Here is a 20,720-nt window from a genome sequence, read left to right as displayed (position 1 = left end):
TATGTACCCAAAAAACAACCTCCTCAACGCTGTTCTGTTGGCTGGAATGGCGCTTACTTCCATTGCCAATGCGGGAGAAACTGCGCCTCCAGAGCCGGAAGCGGCGAAGTGTGCGCTGACCCTGGGCGGCTTGTCATTCCCGGTTTCCTATACCGGGGAAACTTTCGGTAATGTTTCTGGCGGCTATCGGCGCGGCGCGATTTACGAGGGCCTCCTCAATATCGGCGTGCAGGGCGACCTGGAGAAGCTGCTGGGCTGGCAGGGCGGCAGCTTCCTGGTCAGCGGGATCAATACCCACGGCTCCAGCCTTACGGATAAGTATACCCGGGACTTTAATGCCGTCAGCAATATCGATGCTTACGATACCACGCGGCTCTACGAGGCCTGGTTCCAGCAGGACATCGGCCAGTGGTCGATCCGGCTTGGGCAGATCCTGGCCGACGCGGAGTTCTTTGTTTCCGATAGTGGTGCGGTGTTTATTAACGGTGCCTTCGGGGCGATTCCGCTCATCAGTCAGAACTACGGGGCCCCGGTTTATCCGGTGGCGGCTCCGGGGGCTCGCGTGCGCTATACGTTCAATGATTCCTTCTCCGTGCAGGCCGGAATTTTTGACGGCAGCGCTGGGGACCAGGGCAGCGATAACAAGTACGGCACGCACTGGAAGTGGAACGGCAACGACGGGGCGCTCGCCATTGCCGAGGGCGCTTACACGACCAAGCTGGGTTCGGAAGGGCTGCCGGGCACCTACAAGGTGGGGGCGTTTTACTTCCGCTCGGACGAGACGGACCTCTTTCCCAAGGAAGGGCGTCGCTCAAGTGGCGGCGGCTATTTCATCGCCGATCAGCAGGTGTGGCGCGAAACCGGCACGGAGGACCAGGGGCTGAACGCCTTTCTGCGGATCGGCGGAGCGCCCAGCGACCGGGCTCTGGTGCCGTTTTATTTTGACGCCGGTGTGAACTACAAAGGACTGATCCCGGGCCGCGATAGCGACATCACGGCGCTCGGGCTCAGCTATACGCACATCAGCTCCGACGCTCGCGATGACGAAGGTGCGGCGCTGGAACGGCATCACGAGACTATTGTAGAGCTGACGTACAAAGTCCAGGCCACCGAGTGGCTGACGGTGCAGCCGGATATCCAGTACATCTTTAACCCCGGAGCCTCCGAGAAGCAGGATAACGCGCTCGTGGCCGGGCTGCGGTTTAATGTCAGCTTTTAGTTGAAGGACAGGCCATAGCAAGCAAACACAGACTGCCGCCGTACTTAGCAGAGTGCGGCGGCAGATTTGTGAAGACCGATAGGCACAGGCTGGAAGCTAAATGATCCGATGCGTTTCGTGACCCTCAACGTAGATGGCGCTCAGCGGGCGCGACGGGCAGAGGTTCTCGCACGCGCCGCAGCCGATGCACCGCTCGGGGTTGACCACGGGGAATTTGAGCGATTTTTCGTTCGCCGCGTCGGTAAGCACCATCTGGATGGCACCCACCGGGCAGTGCCGAGCGCAGTTGTCGCACCGGACGCCCTCTTTGGTGACCAGGCAGCGGTCTTTGACCCAGACGGCGTTGCCGAGCTGCGTGGCTGATTTCTGTTCGCGCGTGATGGGCCGGATGGCTCCCGTGGGGCAGACTTTGGAACACCGGGTGCATTCCGGGCGGCAGTAGCCCCGCTCGAAGGACATCTCCACCTGCGTCAGGTGGGCCGGGTCCGAGGAGGGGCGCAGGACTTGGTTGGGGCAGAGCGAAATGCAGAGCTGGCAGCCGGTGCAATGCCGGGAGAGGTTCCGGTGGCCTTGCGAGCCGGGCGGGGCGATGAATGTGGCGCGTTTGGGCGCTTTTTTCTCCTCGATGAAGGCCAGGCCGCCGTCGACTTGGTTGGCTTTCACTGTCGCCCCGAGGGCAAACAGCGCACTGATCGACAGAAATTTTTTCCGGGAAATCCCCGATTGGCTGCGAATGGGTTCCATAAAATTTCTAGCGGTTAACGGTTGATGCGGGCTGGTTCTTGTGGCCAAAGCCGAGCGCGCCCTGCGGGCAGACTCCCACGCAGTTCATGCAGGCCACGCAGCGGCTGGTGTCGATCTGATGCGCCCGGGCGTCGATGCAGGAGGCCTTGCAACCGCGCTCGCAAATGCGGCAGCCGTTGCACTTCGAGACGTTGACGACGGGCTTGAGCAGGGCGAAGCGGCTTAAAAAACCGAGCACCGTTCCCACCGGGCAGACGGTGTTGCAATAGGTGCGCCCGTTGCGCCAGGCCAGGAAGCCGACGATGCCCAGGGTCCCGAGCGCCACGGCGAAGGTCGCCACGCCCCGGATCCAGATATCCACGGTGATGTAGTCGAAGCTGTTGGCCTGGATGGCACGGGCGGCAAGCAGGTTATTGCCCCAGCGGTAGAGCGGAGAGAGGAGGTTCGTAGCCATGCGGCCGTAGGAGCCGTAGGGGTCCAGCAGCGCGACCAGCGGCGCGAGCCCGGCGAAAAACGCGATGACGCAGAGCGCCAACAGGGTGTAACGCAGGACGTTGAGTGGCGGGAGGTAGGTGTAGCGTTTCTTTTTGCCCTGGACCTTCCGGGAGATCCACGCCACGGCGTCCTGGAATACCCCGAGGGGGCAGAGGACCGAGCAGTAGACGCGGCCCAAAAGCAGCGTGACGATGAGCAGGGCCGCGAGGACGGCGAAGTTCGCGGCGAAAAGGGCGGGGACGAATTGAATCCTGGAGAGCCAGCCGAAGTTGACCCGCGCGGTTCCCGTGAAATCGAGGAAAAGCAGCGTGATCAGGATGAAAGAGACCGCGGCGAGCAGGATGCGGATGATGCGCAATAGACGATTCATTAACGATTCCTCTTCAGTTGTTCAACGAACTGGTCGATCTTCCGCAGCTCTCGCGGGATGGCGATGCCCTGGGGACAGGCCGGGACGCATTTGCCGCAGCCGATGCAGTGATTGGCCTGCCGGAGCTTGGGGACGCTGCGATCCATGCCCAGCAGGAAGGCCTGGCGGGCTTGTCGGTAGTTCTGGTCCTGGGCCTGGGAGGGGAAGTTCCCCTCGTTGAGGCACTTGTTGTAATGCATGAAGAGGCCCGGGATGTTGACGCCGTAAGGGCAGGGCATGCAGTACTGGCAGTTGGTGCAGTTGATGTTCTTGAATTCGAGCATCGTCTTGGCCACGCCGACGAGCATTTGCTGCTCCTTGTCGGAGAGGGGGACGAGGGGCGAATAGGTGCGCAGGTTGTCCTGCAAGTGCTCCATGTAGGACATACCGCTCAGGACGGTCAGGACGTCGGGGAAGGAGCCTGCGAAGCGGAATGCCCACGAAGCAAAGCTGGCGTCGGGGTTGGTCTGCTTCATGAGGGCCTGGGCGACGTGGTTGGGGCTGGCGAGGCGGCCGCCCAGGAGCGGCTCCATGATGAGCGCCGGGACTTTCAGTTTCTCCAGCACTTCGTACTGGTAGCGGGCGTCCACGTTGCTGCGGCCTTTATCCTGTGTGATGTCCCAGTCAAAGTAGTTGAGCTGGATGAGGACGAAATCCCACTTCACGCCGGATTCGAACATCATGTAGTCGAAGAATTCCTTTTTGCCGTGGAACGACCAGCCGAGGTTGCGGATGCGCCCGGCCTCGCGTTCTTTGAGCATGAAGTCGAGCATGCCGTTGTCGAGGTAGCGCTTCTTGTAGGTGGCGAAGTCCCCCACGGCGTGGATCATGTAATAGTCGAAGGTGTCGACCTTGAGGAGTTCCATCGAGCGGCGGTAGATGGCCAGGGATGCCTCCTGGCTCGGCTCGGTCTGGTTGGAGAGTTTGGTGGAAACGAAGAACTTGTCGCGCGGGTGGCGGCTGAGCGCGATGCCGAGGGCGGCCTCGGAGAGTCCCTCGCAGTAGCGGGGCGAGGTGTCGAAGTAGTTGACGCCATGTGCGATGGCGTAATCGATGAGGCGGTTGGTCTCTTCCTGGTCGATCTCGTTGCCTTTGCCGGAGGGGGAGTGCTCCTTGGAGAGGCGCGGCAGGCGCATGGCTCCGTAGCCGAGGAGCGAGACTTTGTCGCCGGTTTTGGGGTTGATCCGATAGGTCATCCGGTCGGTCGGCACGTCGCCCGCGGGTTTGTGGCTCGGGGCCTGGGCGGCTTGTTTCCCCTTGCAGGCGGCCAGAAAGGCCGAAAAAGCCAGGGCTCCGCCGCCCAGCTTGTTCAGGAATTGCCGCCGGTCCAGACCGTCAGATTGGGGACTGCTGTTCATAGGTGGAAAGTCTCACAAAAATCCGTTCACAGAAGGGATTGGCCCCATGAACGGATTTTCTTCTTATACGGCAGATATCGCGGCAAAGATACTAAGAATTCGCCGCGAGGCTCCGCCGCAAAGAGGCGATCGACTCGAAACGGGCACAATACGAGCCAGTTACGGAGCGCGCGATTTCTGCCGGAGGGGGCCTTTAAAGCCGGATTGGCCCGGGCGGGTGCTTGCAATCCCGCTTTCCGGCGGGCAAAGTACTGCGCCCATCCCAAAGCCGTGAAGAAAGCCGTTCTGATTCAGAAGATTATTGCCAGCCTCGACGCCGAACTCGCCCTCTATGCCCAATCCGCCCGCGCGGCCCATGAGGAGGCGACGCACGAGCAAAGTAAGGCCGAGAATAAATACGATACGCGGGGGCTGGAGGCCTCCTACCTCGCGCACGGTCAGTCCCGCCAGGCGGCGGAGACGCTCCGGGCCCGGGAGGAATACGCCGCGATGGAGCCAAAGGACTTCCGGCCCGGCGCGGGTATTGACGTCGGGGCGGTGGTGGAGCTGGAGGAGGGAGGCGAGGCGGAGTTCTATTTTATCGGACCCCGGGCGGGGGGCCGGGAGATTGTGCACGAAAAGAAGACTTTCCTGGTGATTACGCCGCAGTCGCCGCTCGGCAGCCAGCTCCTTGGGCGCAAGGCGGGGGAGCAACTGACGCTTGAGATTGGCCGGGCGCGCCGCGCCTTGCGGATTGCGAGCGTGCTATAGGGTTTGGCGCCTTTTTGCCCGCCACGGATAAACAAGAGCGTGCGCGGGGAGGGAAAAGAGGCCACAATGCCCTTTTTCCCATGGCTTCTTCGCTTTCCAATTCTCTTTCGCCCAATGCTGCGGCTCCCAGCGCCGATGTTTTGCTGGAGCACTTCCTGGCGGGCATCGCGCGCAAGGGGTTGACGCTTTACCCGGCGCAGGAGGAGGCTCTCCTGGAGGTCTTTGAGGGGCATCATGTGATCCTCAATACGCCTACGGGATCGGGAAAATCGCTGGTTGCCGGGGCGCTCCATTTCCTGGCGCTCGCGCAGGGGCGGCGCTCGGTCTATACCTGCCCGGTCAAGGCGCTTGTTAATGAAAAGTGGCGCGCGCTGTGCCGGGAATTCGGCCCGGAAAACGTGGGCCTGAGCACCGGCGACGCCACGGTGAACCGCGACGCGCCCATTCTCTGCTGCACGGCGGAGATTCTGGCCAATATGGCCCTGCGCGAGGGGGCCGCCGCCCGGGTGGACGATGTGGTGATGGACGAGTTCCACTACTACTCGGACCGCGAACGGGGCGTGGCCTGGCAGGTGCCGCTGCTCACGCTGCCGCAAACGCGCTTTCTGCTGATGTCGGCGACGCTGGGCGATACCGCTTTTTTCGAAGAGGAGCTGACCCGGCGCACGGGGCGGCCCGCGGTGACGGTGGCTTCGTCGGTGAGGCCGGTGCCGCTGGAGTTCTCCTACAGCCAGACGCCGCTCTCGCAGACGCTGGAGAACCTCGTCACGGAGGGAAAAGGGCCGGTGTACGTTGTCCATTTCACGCAGTTGGAGGCGGCGCAAAGCGCACAGGATTTTACGAGCATCAACGTCTGTACGCGCGAGGAAAAGGCGGCCATCGCGCAGGCGCTGGAGGGGACGAAATTCCAGAGCCCCTACGGTCCGGAGGTGAAAAAATGGCTGCGCCACGGCATCGGGCTCCATCACGCGGGGCTGTTGCCGAAATACCGTCTGCTGGTCGAGCGGCTGGCTCAAGGCGGGCTCCTCAAGGTGATCTGCGGCACGGACACGCTCGGCGTCGGCATTAACGTTCCCATTCGCACGGTGCTCTTTACCAAGCTCTGCAAGTATAGCGGGCAGAAGACGGGCATTCTTACCGCGCGGGATTTTCACCAAATCGCCGGGCGGGCGGGCCGGAAGGGCTTTGATGATCTCGGCTGGGTCGTGGCGCAGGCCCCGCAGCATGCCATCGAGAATCTGCTGCTGGAGGCGAAGGGGAAAAAATTCGTCAAACGCAAGCCGCCGGAGAAACATTACGTCAACTGGGACAAGACGACCTTTGAACGCTTGATCGGCGCACCGCCCGAGCGGCTGGTGAGTCAGTTCCAGGTGAGCCACGGAATGTTACTCAATGTGCTGAGCCGCCCCACGGATGGCTGCGCCGCGATGCGGGAGCTGATCACGGAATGCCACGATTCGGCCCGGGCAAAGAAGGACCACACGCGGCGTGCGTGGCAGCTTTTTCGCTCGCTCGTGGAGCGGAAGATTATTGAGTTCATTCCGCGCACGGAGGCGGGGGCGAAGGTGCGCGTGAACGCTGCGTTGCAGGACGATTTTTCGATGAATGAGGCGCTTTCGCTCTATCTCCACGAGACGCTGCCGCAGTTGGATCGCCAAGCGCCTGACTACGCGGCGCGGGTGCTGACGCTGGTGGAGTCGATCCTCGAAAACCCGGACGCGATCTTGCGCAAGCAGCTCGACCGGGTGAAAGGTGACGCGCTCGCCGACATGAAGGCGCAGGGGATGGAGTACGACCAACGCATGGAGGAACTGGAAAAGCTGGAGTACCCGAAGCCGGACCGCGAATTCGTCTACTCCACTTTCAACGCCTTTGCCGACCGGCACCCGTGGGTGGGGCAGGAGAATATCCGGCCCAAGTCGATCGCGCGGGAGATGTTCGAGGATTTCCGCTCCTTTGCTGATTACATCAAGCTCTATGAATTGCAGCGGGCCGAGGGGGTGCTGCTGCGTTATCTTTCCAACGTGGAGAAGGTGCTGGCGCAGACGGTCCCCGACTTTGCGAAGAACGACGAACTGCGCGACATGGAGCTCTACTTGAGCGCGATGATCCGGCAGGTTGATTCCAGCCTGCTTGACGAATGGGAGCGGATGCGCGATCCGGATTACCAGCCGGGCGAGACCGCTGAAGTGCGCCCGCCGGGAGCCGACGAGGCCGCGCGCGATATTACGCGGGATAAAACGGCCTTTACGGCGGCCATCCGGCACCAGGTCTTCAGCTTCCTGCGCGCCTGGACCAACGGCGACGACGAGGCGGCGCTGGCGATGCTCGTCGCGCCCGAGGTGGTGGCGGATGCGGAGCCTTGGACCGCCGAGCGGCTGGCCGGGGCCCTGGAGGGCTACCACGCATCGGGGCACCGTTTTCTACGGCTCGACCCCGAGGCGCGTAACCTTCGGCACACCTATATTGCTCCCTCCGAGGACGGGTGCCAGTGGACCGTGGCTCAGATGCTCGTGGACCCGGATGAGCTCAACGACTGGGTGGCGGAATTCACTGTCGACCTCGCGGCTTCGCGCGACGCCGGTGCGCCGGTGCTGCGGCTTGGGAAGCTGGCTGCGCTGAATCCTTAAGCTAAGGCTAAGCCATGGGCGTCACCGAGGCCTTCTGAAAAGCCGTTTCCTTCCGGCTCCAGCGCTGCCAGCAGGCTGGGTCGGTTAGCGCCTCGTGCAGGGCCGAGCCCAGTTCGTAAACCGTGCCGTCGTACCCAAAGTATTCATAGACTGCGCCATGCAGGCCCATGGCTTCTGTCAATTCCGTGAATAGCTCGCGGCTGTGGGCACCGGGAAATTCCAGGTCGTCCGGGTGGTCATACGTAAACTGGCAGGCGGCGAGGTCCTGCGAGTGATGCCTGCGGCAGGTATGGGGGCGCACGCTATAGACACTGCACCAGCCCTCCCGCGAGAGGGGACACGCGACGTTTCGCGTGGCGTGTTCAAAGACCGTCATCCCGGTTACCAACTCCGCGTGTGTGGCCAAGCGCCCGAGTAGTTCATCAAGCTGGGGCGGTGGCAATTCCTTGCGCAAGGTCTCCGCGATCAAGAAAACTTCCGGCGCGTAAACGTCCACCCGCAGCCAGCAACAAAGAGAGCACCCGGCGCGGCATACCAATGAAAGGCCCTCTTTTTCAATCCGTGATTGATTGAGCTGATCATACGCCCCAAGCGCCCGTTGTAATGCGGAGTGAAATGCTCCGGATGACTTGGCGCAAGCGAGGTCGTCGGCGAGTTGGGTGATTGATGCTGAATTGGCGGAAGGCTCGGTGTCCACGGATCTCCCAGCCTAGCGCACATTTCGCCGCAGGAGAACCCCGTTTCTGCGTTGGCGGCTAATTACTCCTTCGCCCTGCGGGTTAAGGCCCACCGCACGAACGGCATCGGCATTGTGGCGGCGAGAGATAGCACGGCGGAGATGTACCAGCCCGGGACGACGCGGGCGCGGTCTCCGGCGACGGCGGCCAGGGCATCCCGCACTACTTTCTGGGCGGGTGTCTTAAAAAACGGAGGCGGGTTGAGCGACTTCGTTTTTTCATGCCTCCGGGAGGCGACCTCCTTAAACTCTGTTGGCACTGGGCCCGGACAGACGGCGGTCACGCGAATGCCGGTACCGCGCAGTTCGCACCGGAGCGCTTCCGAGAGGCTAGTGACATAGGCTTTCGATGCGGCATATACTGCCGTCTTGGGCACTGGAAGGAATCCGGCGATCGAGGAGACGTTGAGAATGGCGGCGCTCGGCTGTTTGCGCAAAGCCGGTAAGGCCGCAAGGGTAAGCTTTGTCAGGGCGCGGATATTGACTTCCAGCATTTGGTCGACGCGTTCCCACTCGCTACGCGCGAACTCGCCGTCATCCCCTAATCCTGCGTTATTGATCAAAAAGCTAAGCGGGGTATCCATCGCCGAGAGCCAGGCGATCAGTCGATCGAGGTCCCCGGGATTGGCCAAGTCCACTTGTCGACAATGAATCGTCAACCCGGGCCGGAGGAGCTCACATCGAAGCGCCTCGAGACGTTCCAAGCGACGGGCGACAAGAATCAGAACGGAGGCGCTCGGAGCAAGTTGCCGCGCGAACTCCATGCCGAGGCCGGACGATGCGCCGGTTATCAGGCAACAATTTTCCGTGGAATGCATTTGGTTGTCACATCGTGGTTCATGGGTTCCATGGACGCGTTGTAAAATGCCGTATTAAGGTAACGGGGGAACTCTGTGTCCATGGAGGGGTGGGGGTGGGGGAGTTGTTTGCGCTGCGGGTGGTTTCTCCGGAGGCCTTACAGAGTGGCACTCTGAAGGTTGGCTGTTTTTTTATCCGGTGGGGCGGGGTAGGCGCGGAATATGCTTCGCAGGCGCTCCCCAAAAACCATGTCTACTGGAATGCCCTGCCGTCCCGCTGTTTCCCCCTGAAGCAGCCCTGGCGCAAGCCGCCTCGCCGATGTCCCTCTCGCCCATATTAACCTATACTCCCGAACAGATCGCGAATCTGACGGTGACGGAGCTTCAGAGCCTGTCCGCGACGGAGTTTGCGATGCTGCTGTCGTCGCAGATTGCTGCGTTGACGCCGACGGAGATCGGGGCGTTGACCACTACGGAGGTCAGCGGGATGGATACGACGCAGATTGATGTTCTCTCGACGACCCAGGTGGACGCTCTGGAGACGACTGAGATGCAGGCGCTCTCGACGACGCAGTTTGTCTCCTTCAGCATTACGCAGCTGTCTATTCTAAGCAGCGCCCAAGTGGAAGTTTTGGCCGCGGATAAGTTTGCGTCTCTGGAAGCGGATCAGATCGCGGGCCTTACGAGTACCGATATTGGCGAACTGACGCCGACTCAAATTGCCGCGCTGACGCCGACGGAGATCGCGGCATTGACACCGACGGAGATCATGGGCCTGTCCTCGGAGCAGATGGAGGTGTTGACGCTCGATCAGTTGGCGGCGCTGACGACTTCGCAGTGTGGCGTGCTTAATTCCACTCAGATGCGGCATTTATTGCCTACCCAGCTGGCGGTGTTGGCGGCCACGCAGGTCGCGGCGCTGAGCGTCACCGGGATCAGCGGATTGGCGGATACCCAGGTGGCGGCGTTGACGCTTACGGAGCTGGGGGCGCTCTCCGCGGCTCAGATCGGGGCGATTTCCACCTGGGCCATTTCCGGACTGACGCCGACGGAGATTGCGGTGCTCTCGACGGTGCAAATCCAGGGGCTTAGCAGCACGGCCATCGGCTGCCTTACGGATTCGCAAATCGATGCGTTGCAGGCCACGCAGCTGGGCGCGCTTTCCACGCTTCAATGTGAAGGGTTCACCAGCGGGGCTGTTGGCAACCTGGACGCGACTCAACTTGCCGGGCTGCTGGCCACGCAGATTGCCAACCTTACCACGACGGCTGTGCGCGGGTTCCTGGGCACCCAGCTGGGCGTGTTGACGGCCACGCAGATGAAAGGCTTTACGAGCACGGAGATCGGGGCGCTGACGACGACGGCCATCAGCGGCCTTACCGCCACCCAGCTCACGGCGTTAAGCGGTACGCAGATGCTCGGCTTCAATAGTTCGGATGTCGCCGTCCTGACGCTGAGCCAGATCGCGGCGATGACCTCCGAGCAAATTGGCGGCCTCAACACGACGGCGGTGGCTGGCCTTTCCTCGACGCAGATTGCCGCGCTGACCACCCGGCAGATGCGGGGCTTCAGCAGCGTCGAGGTGGGGGCGTTGACGATCTCGCAAATGGATCAGTTTACCTCGGAGCAGCTCGCTATGCTGACGGTCACGGCCATGGCGGGCTGGACGACCACGGGGGTCCATGAACTGAGTGCGACGCAGCTTTCGGGGCTTACCGCGACGCAGCTTGCGGGGATCGGCTCGAAGTCGCTCGCCGGGTTGACGGAAACGCAGATCGAGGGCTTGACCACGGCGCAGCTTTCCGGCTTTACCTCGACTCAGTTCGGCGGGCTGACCACGACGGCGCTCGATGGGTTAAACGGAACGCAGGTGGCGGCGATTTCCACCACGCAGATGATGGGGATCACCAGCACTCAGATTAAGGGGCTGGAAAGCCAGCTGGTGGCCCTCTTTTCCACGACGCAGCTCGCGATGCTGACGACGACCCAATGCCAGGGGTGGTCGTCCACGAGCATCAGCGGCCTGACGACGACGCAGCTCGCGGTCTTGACGGCGACGCAACTCGGGCAGCTTCCCTCGGGCGCGATGGCGGGGCTGAATTCCACGCAGCTTGCCGCGCTGACGACTACCCAGCTTCGCGGGCTCTCCGGGGCGGATATCGGCGCGCTGGCCGAGACGCAGCTCGACGCTCTGGCGCTAACGCAGCTTGCTTCGCTGACCACTACGCAGATGCGCTCCATGACGAGCACGCAGGTGAGCAATCTTTCCTTTTCGCAGCTGGGGGCACTGACCTCCACCGAGCTGGGTGCGTTGAATGTATCGGCGGTGGCGGCGCTGGTTGATACGCAGGTGGCGGCGCTGACCACGACGCAAATCGCGGGCTTCACGAGCACGGAGATCGGGGCGCTTACCACGGATGCGCTGGGCGCTTTGACGGCCGCGAAGCTTCAGGCGTTGACGACGACGCAGATTCAGGGCCTGACCAGCAGCGGCGTTGGATCGCTTTCGGTCACCGCGTTCGCGGCGTTGAGCGGTGTGCAGATCGCGGCGTTGACCACCCGCCAAATCAAGGGCCTGAGCGGCGAGGAGATCGACAGCCTCACGGCGACGCAACTGGCGGCGCTGACTTCCACGCAGATTAACGTGTTGACCTCCACTCAGCTCGGGGACTTCTCCGCGATGCAGCTCTCGATGCTGACCTCCACGCAGGTCAAGGGGCTCTTAACGATTACGGGCATTGACGCGCTGACCTCCACGCAGGTCGCGGCTTTGACGACGACGCAAATCCGCACGCTCAACTGGACGGGCGTTGGCGAGCTGACGGCCACGCAGCTCGAGGCGATGTCCTCCACGCAGCTCAGCGCGATAACGGCCACGGCGGCGGCTGGATTCTCGGAAGACCAAATTGCGGTGCTGACGTCCACGCAAATCCAGGGGTTCGCCAAGGTGGCGATGGCGGGGCTGACGACGACGGCGCTTGATGCGTTAACGGTGGATGACATCGGCGTGCTGACGGCCACGCAAATCCAGGGCATCACCAGCACGGGGATCAACTCTTGGACGACGACCCAGGTGGCGGCGCTTTCGGAAACCCAGCTGGCGGCGCTGACCTCGACGCAAATCAAGGGGCTGACGGCGGACCAAATCGACATTCTCTCCGGCACGCAGTTGGCGGCGCTGACCTCCACGCAGATCGGTGCGTTGACCACGACGCAGTTGGACGAATTTTCTGAAGCGCAGGTCGGGGAGTGGACGACGACGCAAATCCGAGGGCTTACCAGCACCGAAATCCGGAGTCTCGATGACACGCAGGTATCGGCTTTGACGGCCACGCAACTCGCGGTCATGGCGGCCACGCAGATCCGGGGCTTTAGCGCCACGCAGGTTGGGGAATTGACGGAGGAGCAGCTCTCGGCGCTGACTTCCACGCAGCTTGGCGGGCTGGCTGCTTCGTCGGTGAGCGGATTGAGCGAGACGCAGATTGCTCTTTTAAGCGCGACGCAGGTTCAGGGGCTGGTCAGTTCGGGCCTGGGGCAGTTGAGTACCGCGGCGGTGGCGGCCCTTTCCGGGGAGCAACTGGAAGCGCTGACGACTACGCAGCTCAAAGGGCTTAGCAGCACGGGCGTCGGGGCGCTTTCTGTCGCGCAGTTGGAAGAGCTGAACTCGACGCAATTGGCGGCCTTTACTACTACGCAGATCAAGGGTTTGAGCGAGGATCAGCTCGCCAGCCTGACGGGAACCCGCCTGGCGGCGTTGACTTCGACGGAGCTGAGCGCGCTGACAACGACGCAAGTGGGGCAGCTGTCCGAGGAGCAGCTATCCGGCTTGAGCATCACGCAGATCCAGGGCCTGACGAGCACTGGGCTTGGCGCGCTTTCCGAAGCCCAGGTGGCGGCGCTTTCGACCACGCAAGTTGCCGCGCTGAGAACGACGCAGATTTCCGGGCTCACCGGTACGGAGGTTGCAAACCTGAAGGCGGCTCAGCTCTCCGTTTTGAGTTCCACGCAGCTCTGGGCGCTGACCACGACGGCCTTGGGCGGCCTGACTGATACGGAGGTGACGCAGCTTACTACCACGCAGATCCGGGGCCTTACCAGTACGGCGGTGGCGGCCCTGGCTGATGCAAAATACGCGGTGCTTTCGGCGGCACAAATCGGGGCGTTGACCCCCGCGCAGGTCAAGGGGCTCAATAGTACTATCGTGGGCGAATTAAACACCATGCAGGTCTCGGCGCTGTCATCGTCGCAACTCGGGGCCATGGCGGCTTCGGCGCTGCGCGGGTTGAGCGATACGCAGGTGGCTGCATTGACGACGACGCAAATTCGGGGGCTCACCAGCGCGGGGTTTGCGGCGATGACGACGACGGCGGTTGCGGAGTTGTCGTCGAGCCAGTTGGCCGCGCTGAGCACGACTCAGCTTCAAGGCATCACCAGCTCGGGCATTGGATCGTTGTCTCAAGAGCAGCTCGCGGGACTGACGGTGACGGAAATTGGCGTGTTGACGACGGCCCAGATGAAAGGACTTACCGAGGAGCAGCTCGGGTACTTGACGGCGACTCAGTGGGGGGCGTTTTCTTCCACGGCGCTGGGGGCGTTGACCTCGACTCAGGTAGGCGAGATTGCCGGAACGCGCCTGGCCGCGCTCTCCACGACGCAGATTCAGGGCATTGCCAGCAGCGGCATCGGCGCGTTGAACGATACGCAGCTTGGCGAGCTGAATTCGACGCTGCTGGCGGCGTTGACGGTGACGCAGGTCGCGGGATTGACGAGCACGGAGATCCAAAAACTGACGGTCGCGCAAATCAGCGCCTTGACCTCCACGCAACTCGGCGCGCTGACCACGACAGCCCTCGGGAGCCTTTCCACAACGCAGTTGGGTGCCCTGAACGCGACGCAGGTGAGGGGACTGACCAGCACCGGCCTTGCTGCGCTGACCACGACGGCGGTGGAGGCGCTTTCGACGACGCAGCTCGCGGTGCTGACGGGGACGCAGATCAAGGGATTGACGAGCACGGCTATTCAAGTGCTGTCAGCGGCCCAGCTTGCGACGTTGACGGCAACGCAAATCGGTGCGTTGACGATGACACAGGTCAAGGGGCTTACGGAGGACCAGTTTGGCTTGCTTACGACGACTCAGTTTGCGGCGTTGACGTCCACGGAGATTCGCGGTTTGACTGCCACGCAGATCGGGCTGCTGACGCTGACGCAGCTTGGGTCCCTGACGGTGACGCAACTAAAGGGCCTGACCAGCGACGGCATTGGCGCGCTGGCGGCGACCCAGCTTGCGGTGCTCGGGACGGCCCAGCTTTCCGTGCTCACGACGACGCAACTCGGCGGCCTGACGAGCACGGAGGCGGCCGATTTGAGTCTGGAGCAGCTTGGCGCGCTGAGCTCCACGCAGCTTGGCGGCTTGACGGTGACGGCGCTGGGCGGGTTGACCAATGCGCAAATCGAGGCGCTGACGGCGACGCAAGTTCAAGGGTTTTCCAGTACCTCGATCGCGGCTTTGAGTGACGCCCAGTTCGAGGCGCTTGCATCCAGTCAGATCGGCGCGTTGACGACGACGCAAATGACGGGGCTGACTTCGACGCAGGTCGGGGAGTTGACCTCGCGGCAGCTTGGCGCGCTGAGTTCCACGCAGCTCGGGGCGCTGACTGCCACGGCGCTGTGCGGGCTCACCGACGCGCAGGCTGAACTGCTGACCACGGCGCAGGTCCAGGGCTTTACCAGCACCGGGCTGGGTGCGCTGACAACTACTGTGATCGCGGAGCTTCCCTCGGGGCTGTTGAGCATCCTGAGCACGACCCAGCTCCAAGGCCTTACGAGCACGGGCATCGGGGCGTTGACGACGACGCAGATCAAGACGTTGACGCCCCTGCAAATCGCTTCGCTGACGACGGCGCAAGTAACGGGGCTAACTGAAGATCAGTTCCAGAATTTGACCTCCGCGCAGCTCACCTCGCTGACGGCCACGGAATTGGGCGGCTTGACGACGGCTCAGGTGGGCTGGTTTACCGGGACGCAGCTCGCGGCCTTGGGCACGGCGCAGGTGCAAGGGTTGACCAGCGAGGGGCTGGGCGCGCTGGCCAATACGCAGCTTGCAGCGTTGAGCGTCACGCAGCTTGCGGCGCTTTCCGCGACGCAAATGAGCGGGCTGACCTCGGCGCAGGTCGGCGGCATTACAACGACGCAGCTGGCAGGCCTCTCTTCCACTCAACTCGGGGCGCTGACCGCCACGGCTGTTGCGGGATTACTCGATACGCAGGTGAATGCTCTGAGCGCAACGCAGTTGAAGGGTCTTACCAGTACGGGCCTTGCGGCGCTGACAACTACGGCCGTGGCAGAGCTTTCCGCTACGCAGCTTGGGGCGCTCTCGACGACGCAGGTTCAGGGGGTGACGAGTTCCGGCATTGGAGCGTTGAAAACGAGCCAGCTTGTCGGCTTAACGGCCACGCAGATTTCCGCGCTAACGACTACGCAGATCAGTGGGTTTACCGAAGCGCAGTTTGGTGTTTTGACGACCACGCAACTGGCGGCGTTGACCTCGACGGCATTGAGCGCGTTGACGATGACGCAGGTCGGTGACTTGACCGCCATGCAGCTTGCGGCCTTGAGTTCCACGCAGGTCAAGGGCCTCAGCAGCACGGGCATCGGTGTGCTGACCGAAACCCAGGTGGCGGCGCTGGCGTCCACGCAGATTGGCGCGTTGACGACGACCCAGGTGAGCGGCCTTACCTCCACGGAGCTGAGCGAACTGACGGTGACGCAGGTGCAGGGGCTGACGTCCACGCAGCTCGGCGCGCTGACGACCACGGCGATGGGCAGCCTCACTTCTACGCAGATTGCCGTGCTGACGGCGACTCAGCTGCGGGGCCTTACCAGCGCCGGGCTGGCGGCGCTTACCACGACGGCGGTCGATGCCTTGAGCGCCAGCCAGCTTGCGGTGTTCACGGTTAGCCAGATCAAGGGCCTGACGGGAACCGCCTTGGGGACGCTGACGGCCACGCAGCTTGCGGCCTTGTCCACGACGCAATTCGCGGCGCTAGAGAGCACGCAGATGACGGGCCTGACGGCTACGCAGCTTGCCTCGCTGACGGCGGCGCAACTGACCGCGATGTCCTCGACCGCCATCGGGGCGCTGACGACTACGCAATTCCGCCAACTCGACGTCGCGCAGGTGGCCGCGTTGACGATCACGCAGATCAAGGGGCTGGGCAGCTCGTGCATCGGGGCGCTGACGACGACCCAGCTTGGTGCGTTGACGGCAACGCAGCTTGCGGCGCTGACGACGACGCAGGCGCAGGGCTTCACGAGCACGGGCATGGGCGCGCTCACGACAGTCCAGATTGCCGCGTTGGATACGACGCAGCTCGCGGCGCTCTCCACTGCGGCGATCCGCGGATTAAGTGCCACGGAATTGGACGCGCTCTCCTCGGTTCAATGGGCTGCGCTGACGGCCACCCTGGTTGGCGCGCTGGAATCCACGCAGCTCTCTTCGCTTGATTCCACCCAGATTTCCTTGCTGACGACGACCGAGATTTCGGGATTACTGGATACCCAGATCGCTGCTATGGCGCTCACGCAGCTTGCCGCGCTATCCACGAGCCAAGTGGCGGCGCTGACTTCCACGGCGATGGGCGGCTTCACGATTACCCAGCTCGACGCCTTGACGTTCGCCCAGTTTACGGCGCTGACTTCCACGGCCATCGGCAGCCTCAGTGACCGTCAGATCGCGGGCTTGACGACGATCGACGTCGCGAGCCTGACCTCCACGCAGCTTGACGGCCTGACGCCGACTCAGATGGGGGATCTGACGGCTAATCAAATTGCGGTGCTAACGCTCGCTCAACTTACGACGCTCAGCACGACGGCTCTCGGCAGCCTGACTTCCACGCAAATCTCCGCGTTCCTTACGACGCAGTTGGGCGTCCTGAATATCACGCAGATTTCTGCCATTTCCACCACGGGGGTCGGCGGACTGACGGTGGACGAGATTGGCGCGCTGAGCACCCGGCAGATCGGCGCGCTGACGGCGGCCCAGGCGGGTGCGTTGGCTACCACGCAGTTGAAGGCGCTGAGCGCTTCGCAAATGGCGGCCTTGAGCACCACGGGCATCGGCGGTTTGACGAGCACGCAGGTCGCGGCGATGGCATTGACGCAGATTGAAGAGCTTTCTGCAAGCCAGGTTGCGGCGTTCTCCGCGAGCGCGGTTCCCGGTCTTTCCACGACTGCTTTGGCGGTGTTGACTGCCACGCAGTTGGGGGCGCTGACGGCCGCCGAGTTTGGCGGGCTCACGAGCACGCAAATCGCCGCATTGGCACCGGAACGGCTCGGTCTGGTGACCACGATGCAACTTGCAGCGCTTTCCACCACGGGGATTACCGGGTTGACTGCGGCGCAGTTGCAGACGCTGAGCACCACGCAGCTCTCGGCGCTGACGGAGACGCTGTTTGGGGCGTTGACGGAAACGCAAATCCAGTCTCTGTCGGTCACGCAGATTGCTGGACTCAGTAATACCCAAATCAGCGGCATGGCTTCCACTCAGGTCTCGGCGCTAACGGCGGCTCAGTTGGGCGCTTTATCGGATACGCAGTTGGTCGCGATATCGGTTGCTGGTGCGGACGGGTTCACAACGACGGAAATGGCGGCGTTGACCGCGGTGCAGATCGCGGCGTTGACGACGACTTTGGTAGCGAGTCTCTGCGATACGCAAATCGCCGCGCTAACTGCGACGCAAATTTCCAACCTAACGACTACGCAGCTTCGAAGCCTGGATACAGAGGCCTTTGCGGCGCTGACGGCGTCGCAGATTAGTGCGCTGACGACTACGCAAGTGGCCGGGCTTACGACGACGGAAATGGGCGTTTTGACCACCGCGGCTGCCGCTGCGTTGACGACGGCCCAGGTGGCTGCTCTTTCCTCGTCTCAAATCGCCGCGATTGATTCCACGGCGATCAGCGTTTTGACTGCCAGCGAACTTGCGGCGCTGACGACGCGCCAGCTGGCGGCGTTGACTTCGGCGCAATTTGGCGCGTTGACGACCACTCAGCTTTCGTCGTTTACGGCTGCCCAATGGGGCGTGGTGACGAGTACTGAACTCGGCGGTATGAGCGATAGCCAGCTCGCCTCGCTGAGCACCACGCAGCTTGCGGCGTTGAATACGACGCAGGTTGCCGCGCTCTCTACGACGGCTTTCAGCGGCTTGACGGCGACGCAACTGGGGGCGCTCTCCGCGGCGCAGCTTGGGGCGTTGACGTCCACAGAGCTCGGTTCGTTGAACACGACGCAGCTTGGCGCTTTGACGACTTCGCAGCTTGCTTCGCTGACGACGACGCAAATTCAGGGGCTTCCGACTACGGGCATCGCGATCCTCGCGGCCACGCAATTGCAGGCGCTGACCACGGATCAAATCGCGGCGTTGACGACGACGCAAATTGCCAGCTTGAATGCCACGACGGTCGCGGCATTGGCCACGAGTCAACTTGCCGCGCTGACGATTTCTCAAATGGCCGCGCTCTCGACGACGGGTGTGAGCAACTTGACGACGAGCGAACTTGCGGCGCTGACTACGAAACAACTTGCGGCGCTGACCTCGACGCAGGTCGGCGCGCTGACGACAAAACAGGTGGCTACGCTGACATCCACGCAGTTGACCTGCCTTACGACGGGGGAGATTGCCGGGATGACTTCGACGCAGGTTTCCACATTGACGACCACGCAGCTGGCGGCGTTGACGACACAGCAAATCGCCGCGTTTTCCGCCACGGCGATCAAGGGAATGAGCGAGACCCAGTTTGAATCGCTATCGAGCACGGCTTTCAGGGCGCTGACTGCCACGGAGCTTGGCGGCTTGACGACCACGCAGGTTCAGGCGCTCTCTACGACGCTGCTGAATGCGTTGACGACAACGCAACTACAAGGCCTGACCACAACGGAGATTGGTGCGCTGACTATCACGCAGATTGCGGCATTGAGTACGACTCAGCTACTATCGCTGAAGACCACGGAGATCGCGGGGCTGACATCGAGCCAGGTTTCCGCTTTGTCCAAGGAGCAGCTTGCGGCATTCACGACGACGCAGATTGCCGCGCTTTCCACGACGGGCGCGACTGGTTTGACGGCCACGCAGTTTGCCTCGCTTACCGGGAAGCAGCTCGCCGCATTGACGCAAGAGCAAGTGGGGGCGTTGACGACGACGCAGGTCTCGGCGCTAACGACGACGGAACTAGGTAATCTGACGACGACCGAAATCGCTGGGTTGGTTTCGACCCAGGTCGGGCAGTTGAGTTCCACGCAACTTGGCGCATTGACGACGGACCAGGTCGCCGCGCTTTCCACTAACGGGGTATACGGTCTGACTGATAAACAGATCGGGTACCTCTCCGATGATCAATTTGCGGCGTTGACGGTGACGCAGGTGGCGGGGCTTTCGACGACGGCGCTTTCGGGGTTGACGACCGATGAACTTGCTCAATTGACTGAAACCCAGCTGGCGAGCCTTTCGGCAAAGGGTATCGCGGCGCTGACGACCACGCAGATTGTCAACCTGACCACGACCCAGATCGGCGTTTTGACCGCCACCGAATTGGGCGGGTTGACTTCGACGCAGGTGGCGGCGCTGACGTCCACCCAACTTGCCGCGTTATCGACTACGCAGCTAACGGAACTTTCCACCACGGGCGTTAGCGGCTTGAGCGCGAGCCAGGTGGAGTCGTTGACGACGACGCAGGTAGTGTCGCTGACGCCAGCGGAATTGATGGCGCTGACCGACACGGCGGTTTCCGGTTTGACGGCGGCACAATTCGCGCAGCTGACGACGATGCAGTTTGGCAGCCTTTCGGCTACCGGGATTACGGGGTTGACCACGACGCAGATCGCGGGCCTGACGACGACGCAAATCCTGCTCCTGACGGCTACGGAACTGAGCGGCCTGGCGGCGACGCAGATCGGTGCGTTGTCGCTGGAGCAATTTGAGACGCTGACTTCGCGGCAGCTTGCGGCGCTCTCGTCTTCTGGGATCAGCGGTTTGACGACGAGCGAGATTGCGGATATGACGCTGACTCAGTTGGCTGCGCTGAGCGATACGCAGATTGCCGCGCTGACGATCACGGCCATTGATGCGTTTTCGACGGCGCAAATCAAGGCGCTTACCACGGGGCAGGTGGGCGGCTTGCAGCGGATGCAAATCCGAGCGTTCGATACCGGTCAGCTCAATGCGCTTTCCACCACGCAGATCATGGCGATGAGTGGAACTCAAATCGGCAGCCTTACTAGCACGGAGTGGAATAGTCTTTCGACGACGCTGCTTGCGTCGATGACCTCGGATCAAATCGGCGCGTTGACGGGCGTGCAGCTCGGCATCGTGGTTCCGACGTTGATTGCCAATATGTCTGCGACGCAGTTCGGGGCTATTACCACGACGACCATGACGGAGATTACCACGACAACGCTTGCCGCGCTGACGACGACGGCGATTGCGATGTTCAATGGGACGGAGCTGGGGGCGCTGACTTCGGAGCAATTGGCCGTGATGAGCACGGAGCAGCTTGAGGCGATTAAAGACGCAATTCTGTAATTTTTTT

The 20,720-nt window shown here is 62.3% G+C and carries 7 protein-coding genes and 1 pseudogene; 4 read left to right on the top strand and 4 right to left on the bottom strand.

Translation table 11 applies throughout. The features are described 5' to 3' along the window. Window positions 1-46 precede the first annotated feature (46 nt). Window positions 47-1,219, top strand: a complete 1,173-nt coding sequence (locus B2828_RS13370; protein ID WP_479634258.1) for a carbohydrate porin — start codon at window positions 47-49, stop codon at window positions 1,217-1,219. A 96-nt stretch (window positions 1,220-1,315) separates the two neighbouring features. On the opposite strand, the pseudogene B2828_RS13365 reads toward B2828_RS13370, so the two are convergent. After that, window positions 1,316-2,828: pseudogene (locus tag B2828_RS13365) on the bottom strand (4Fe-4S binding protein). Continuing rightward, entirely contained in the window at window positions 2,828-4,225 is a 1,398-nt protein-coding gene (locus B2828_RS13360) for an aldo/keto reductase (protein ID WP_479634257.1), read from the bottom strand. The pseudogene B2828_RS13365 and the gene B2828_RS13360 overlap by 1 nt, the downstream one beginning before the upstream one ends. A gap of 270 nt (window positions 4,226-4,495) precedes the next feature. On the opposite strand from B2828_RS13360, the gene B2828_RS13355 reads away from it, so the two are divergent. Next, window positions 4,496-4,975, top strand: coding sequence for a GreA/GreB family elongation factor (locus B2828_RS13355; protein ID WP_479634256.1), 480 nt, complete (start codon window positions 4,496-4,498; stop codon window positions 4,973-4,975). A gap of 80 nt (window positions 4,976-5,055) precedes the next feature. Next, window positions 5,056-7,605, top strand: coding sequence for a DEAD/DEAH box helicase (locus tag B2828_RS13350; protein WP_479634255.1), 2,550 nt, complete (start codon window positions 5,056-5,058; stop codon window positions 7,603-7,605). A 7-nt stretch (window positions 7,606-7,612) separates the two neighbouring features. Here the strand turns inward: B2828_RS13350 and B2828_RS13345 are convergent, their stop codons facing one another. Further along, the gene (locus tag B2828_RS13345) at window positions 7,613-8,302 is read right to left on the bottom strand and encodes a YkgJ family cysteine cluster protein (protein WP_479634254.1); all 690 of its coding nucleotides are present in this window, start codon (window positions 8,300-8,302) and stop codon (window positions 7,613-7,615) included. 62 nt (window positions 8,303-8,364) lie between these two features. Continuing rightward, a complete protein-coding gene (locus B2828_RS13340; RefSeq protein WP_479634253.1) occupies window positions 8,365-9,159 on the bottom strand; it encodes an SDR family NAD(P)-dependent oxidoreductase in 795 nt (264 codons plus the stop codon). Between the two features lie 298 nt (window positions 9,160-9,457). Here B2828_RS13340 and B2828_RS13335 point away from each other — a divergent pair, with 298 nt between their 5' ends. Beyond that, complete coding sequence (locus B2828_RS13335; protein WP_479634252.1) at window positions 9,458-20,713, top strand: beta strand repeat-containing protein; 11,256 nt, start codon at window positions 9,458-9,460, stop codon at window positions 20,711-20,713. Window positions 20,714-20,720: the final 7 nt, after the last annotated feature.

The sequence above is a fragment of the Spartobacteria bacterium UBA695 genome (assembly GCA_002298145.1).
In the GTDB taxonomy this organism is placed as follows: domain Bacteria; phylum Verrucomicrobiota; class Verrucomicrobiia; order Chthoniobacterales; family Chthoniobacteraceae; genus UBA695.
Note: the sequence above shows the minus strand (reverse complement) of the source record. Positions and strands in the feature narration are given on the sequence as shown.

Coding starts and splice junctions, on each gene's coding strand:
- B2828_RS13370 (WP_479634258.1), top strand. CDS start 47: ATGGCGCTTACTTCCATTGCCAATGCGGGAGAAACTGCGCCTCCAGAG.
- B2828_RS13360 (WP_479634257.1), bottom strand. CDS start 4,225: ATGAACAGCAGTCCCCAATCTGACGGTCTGGACCGGCGGCAATTCCTG.
- B2828_RS13350 (WP_479634255.1), top strand. CDS start 5,056: ATGGCTTCTTCGCTTTCCAATTCTCTTTCGCCCAATGCTGCGGCTCCC.
- B2828_RS13340 (WP_479634253.1), bottom strand. CDS start 9,159: ATGCATTCCACGGAAAATTGTTGCCTGATAACCGGCGCATCGTCCGGC.
- B2828_RS13335 (WP_479634252.1), top strand. CDS start 9,458: ATGTCCCTCTCGCCCATATTAACCTATACTCCCGAACAGATCGCGAAT.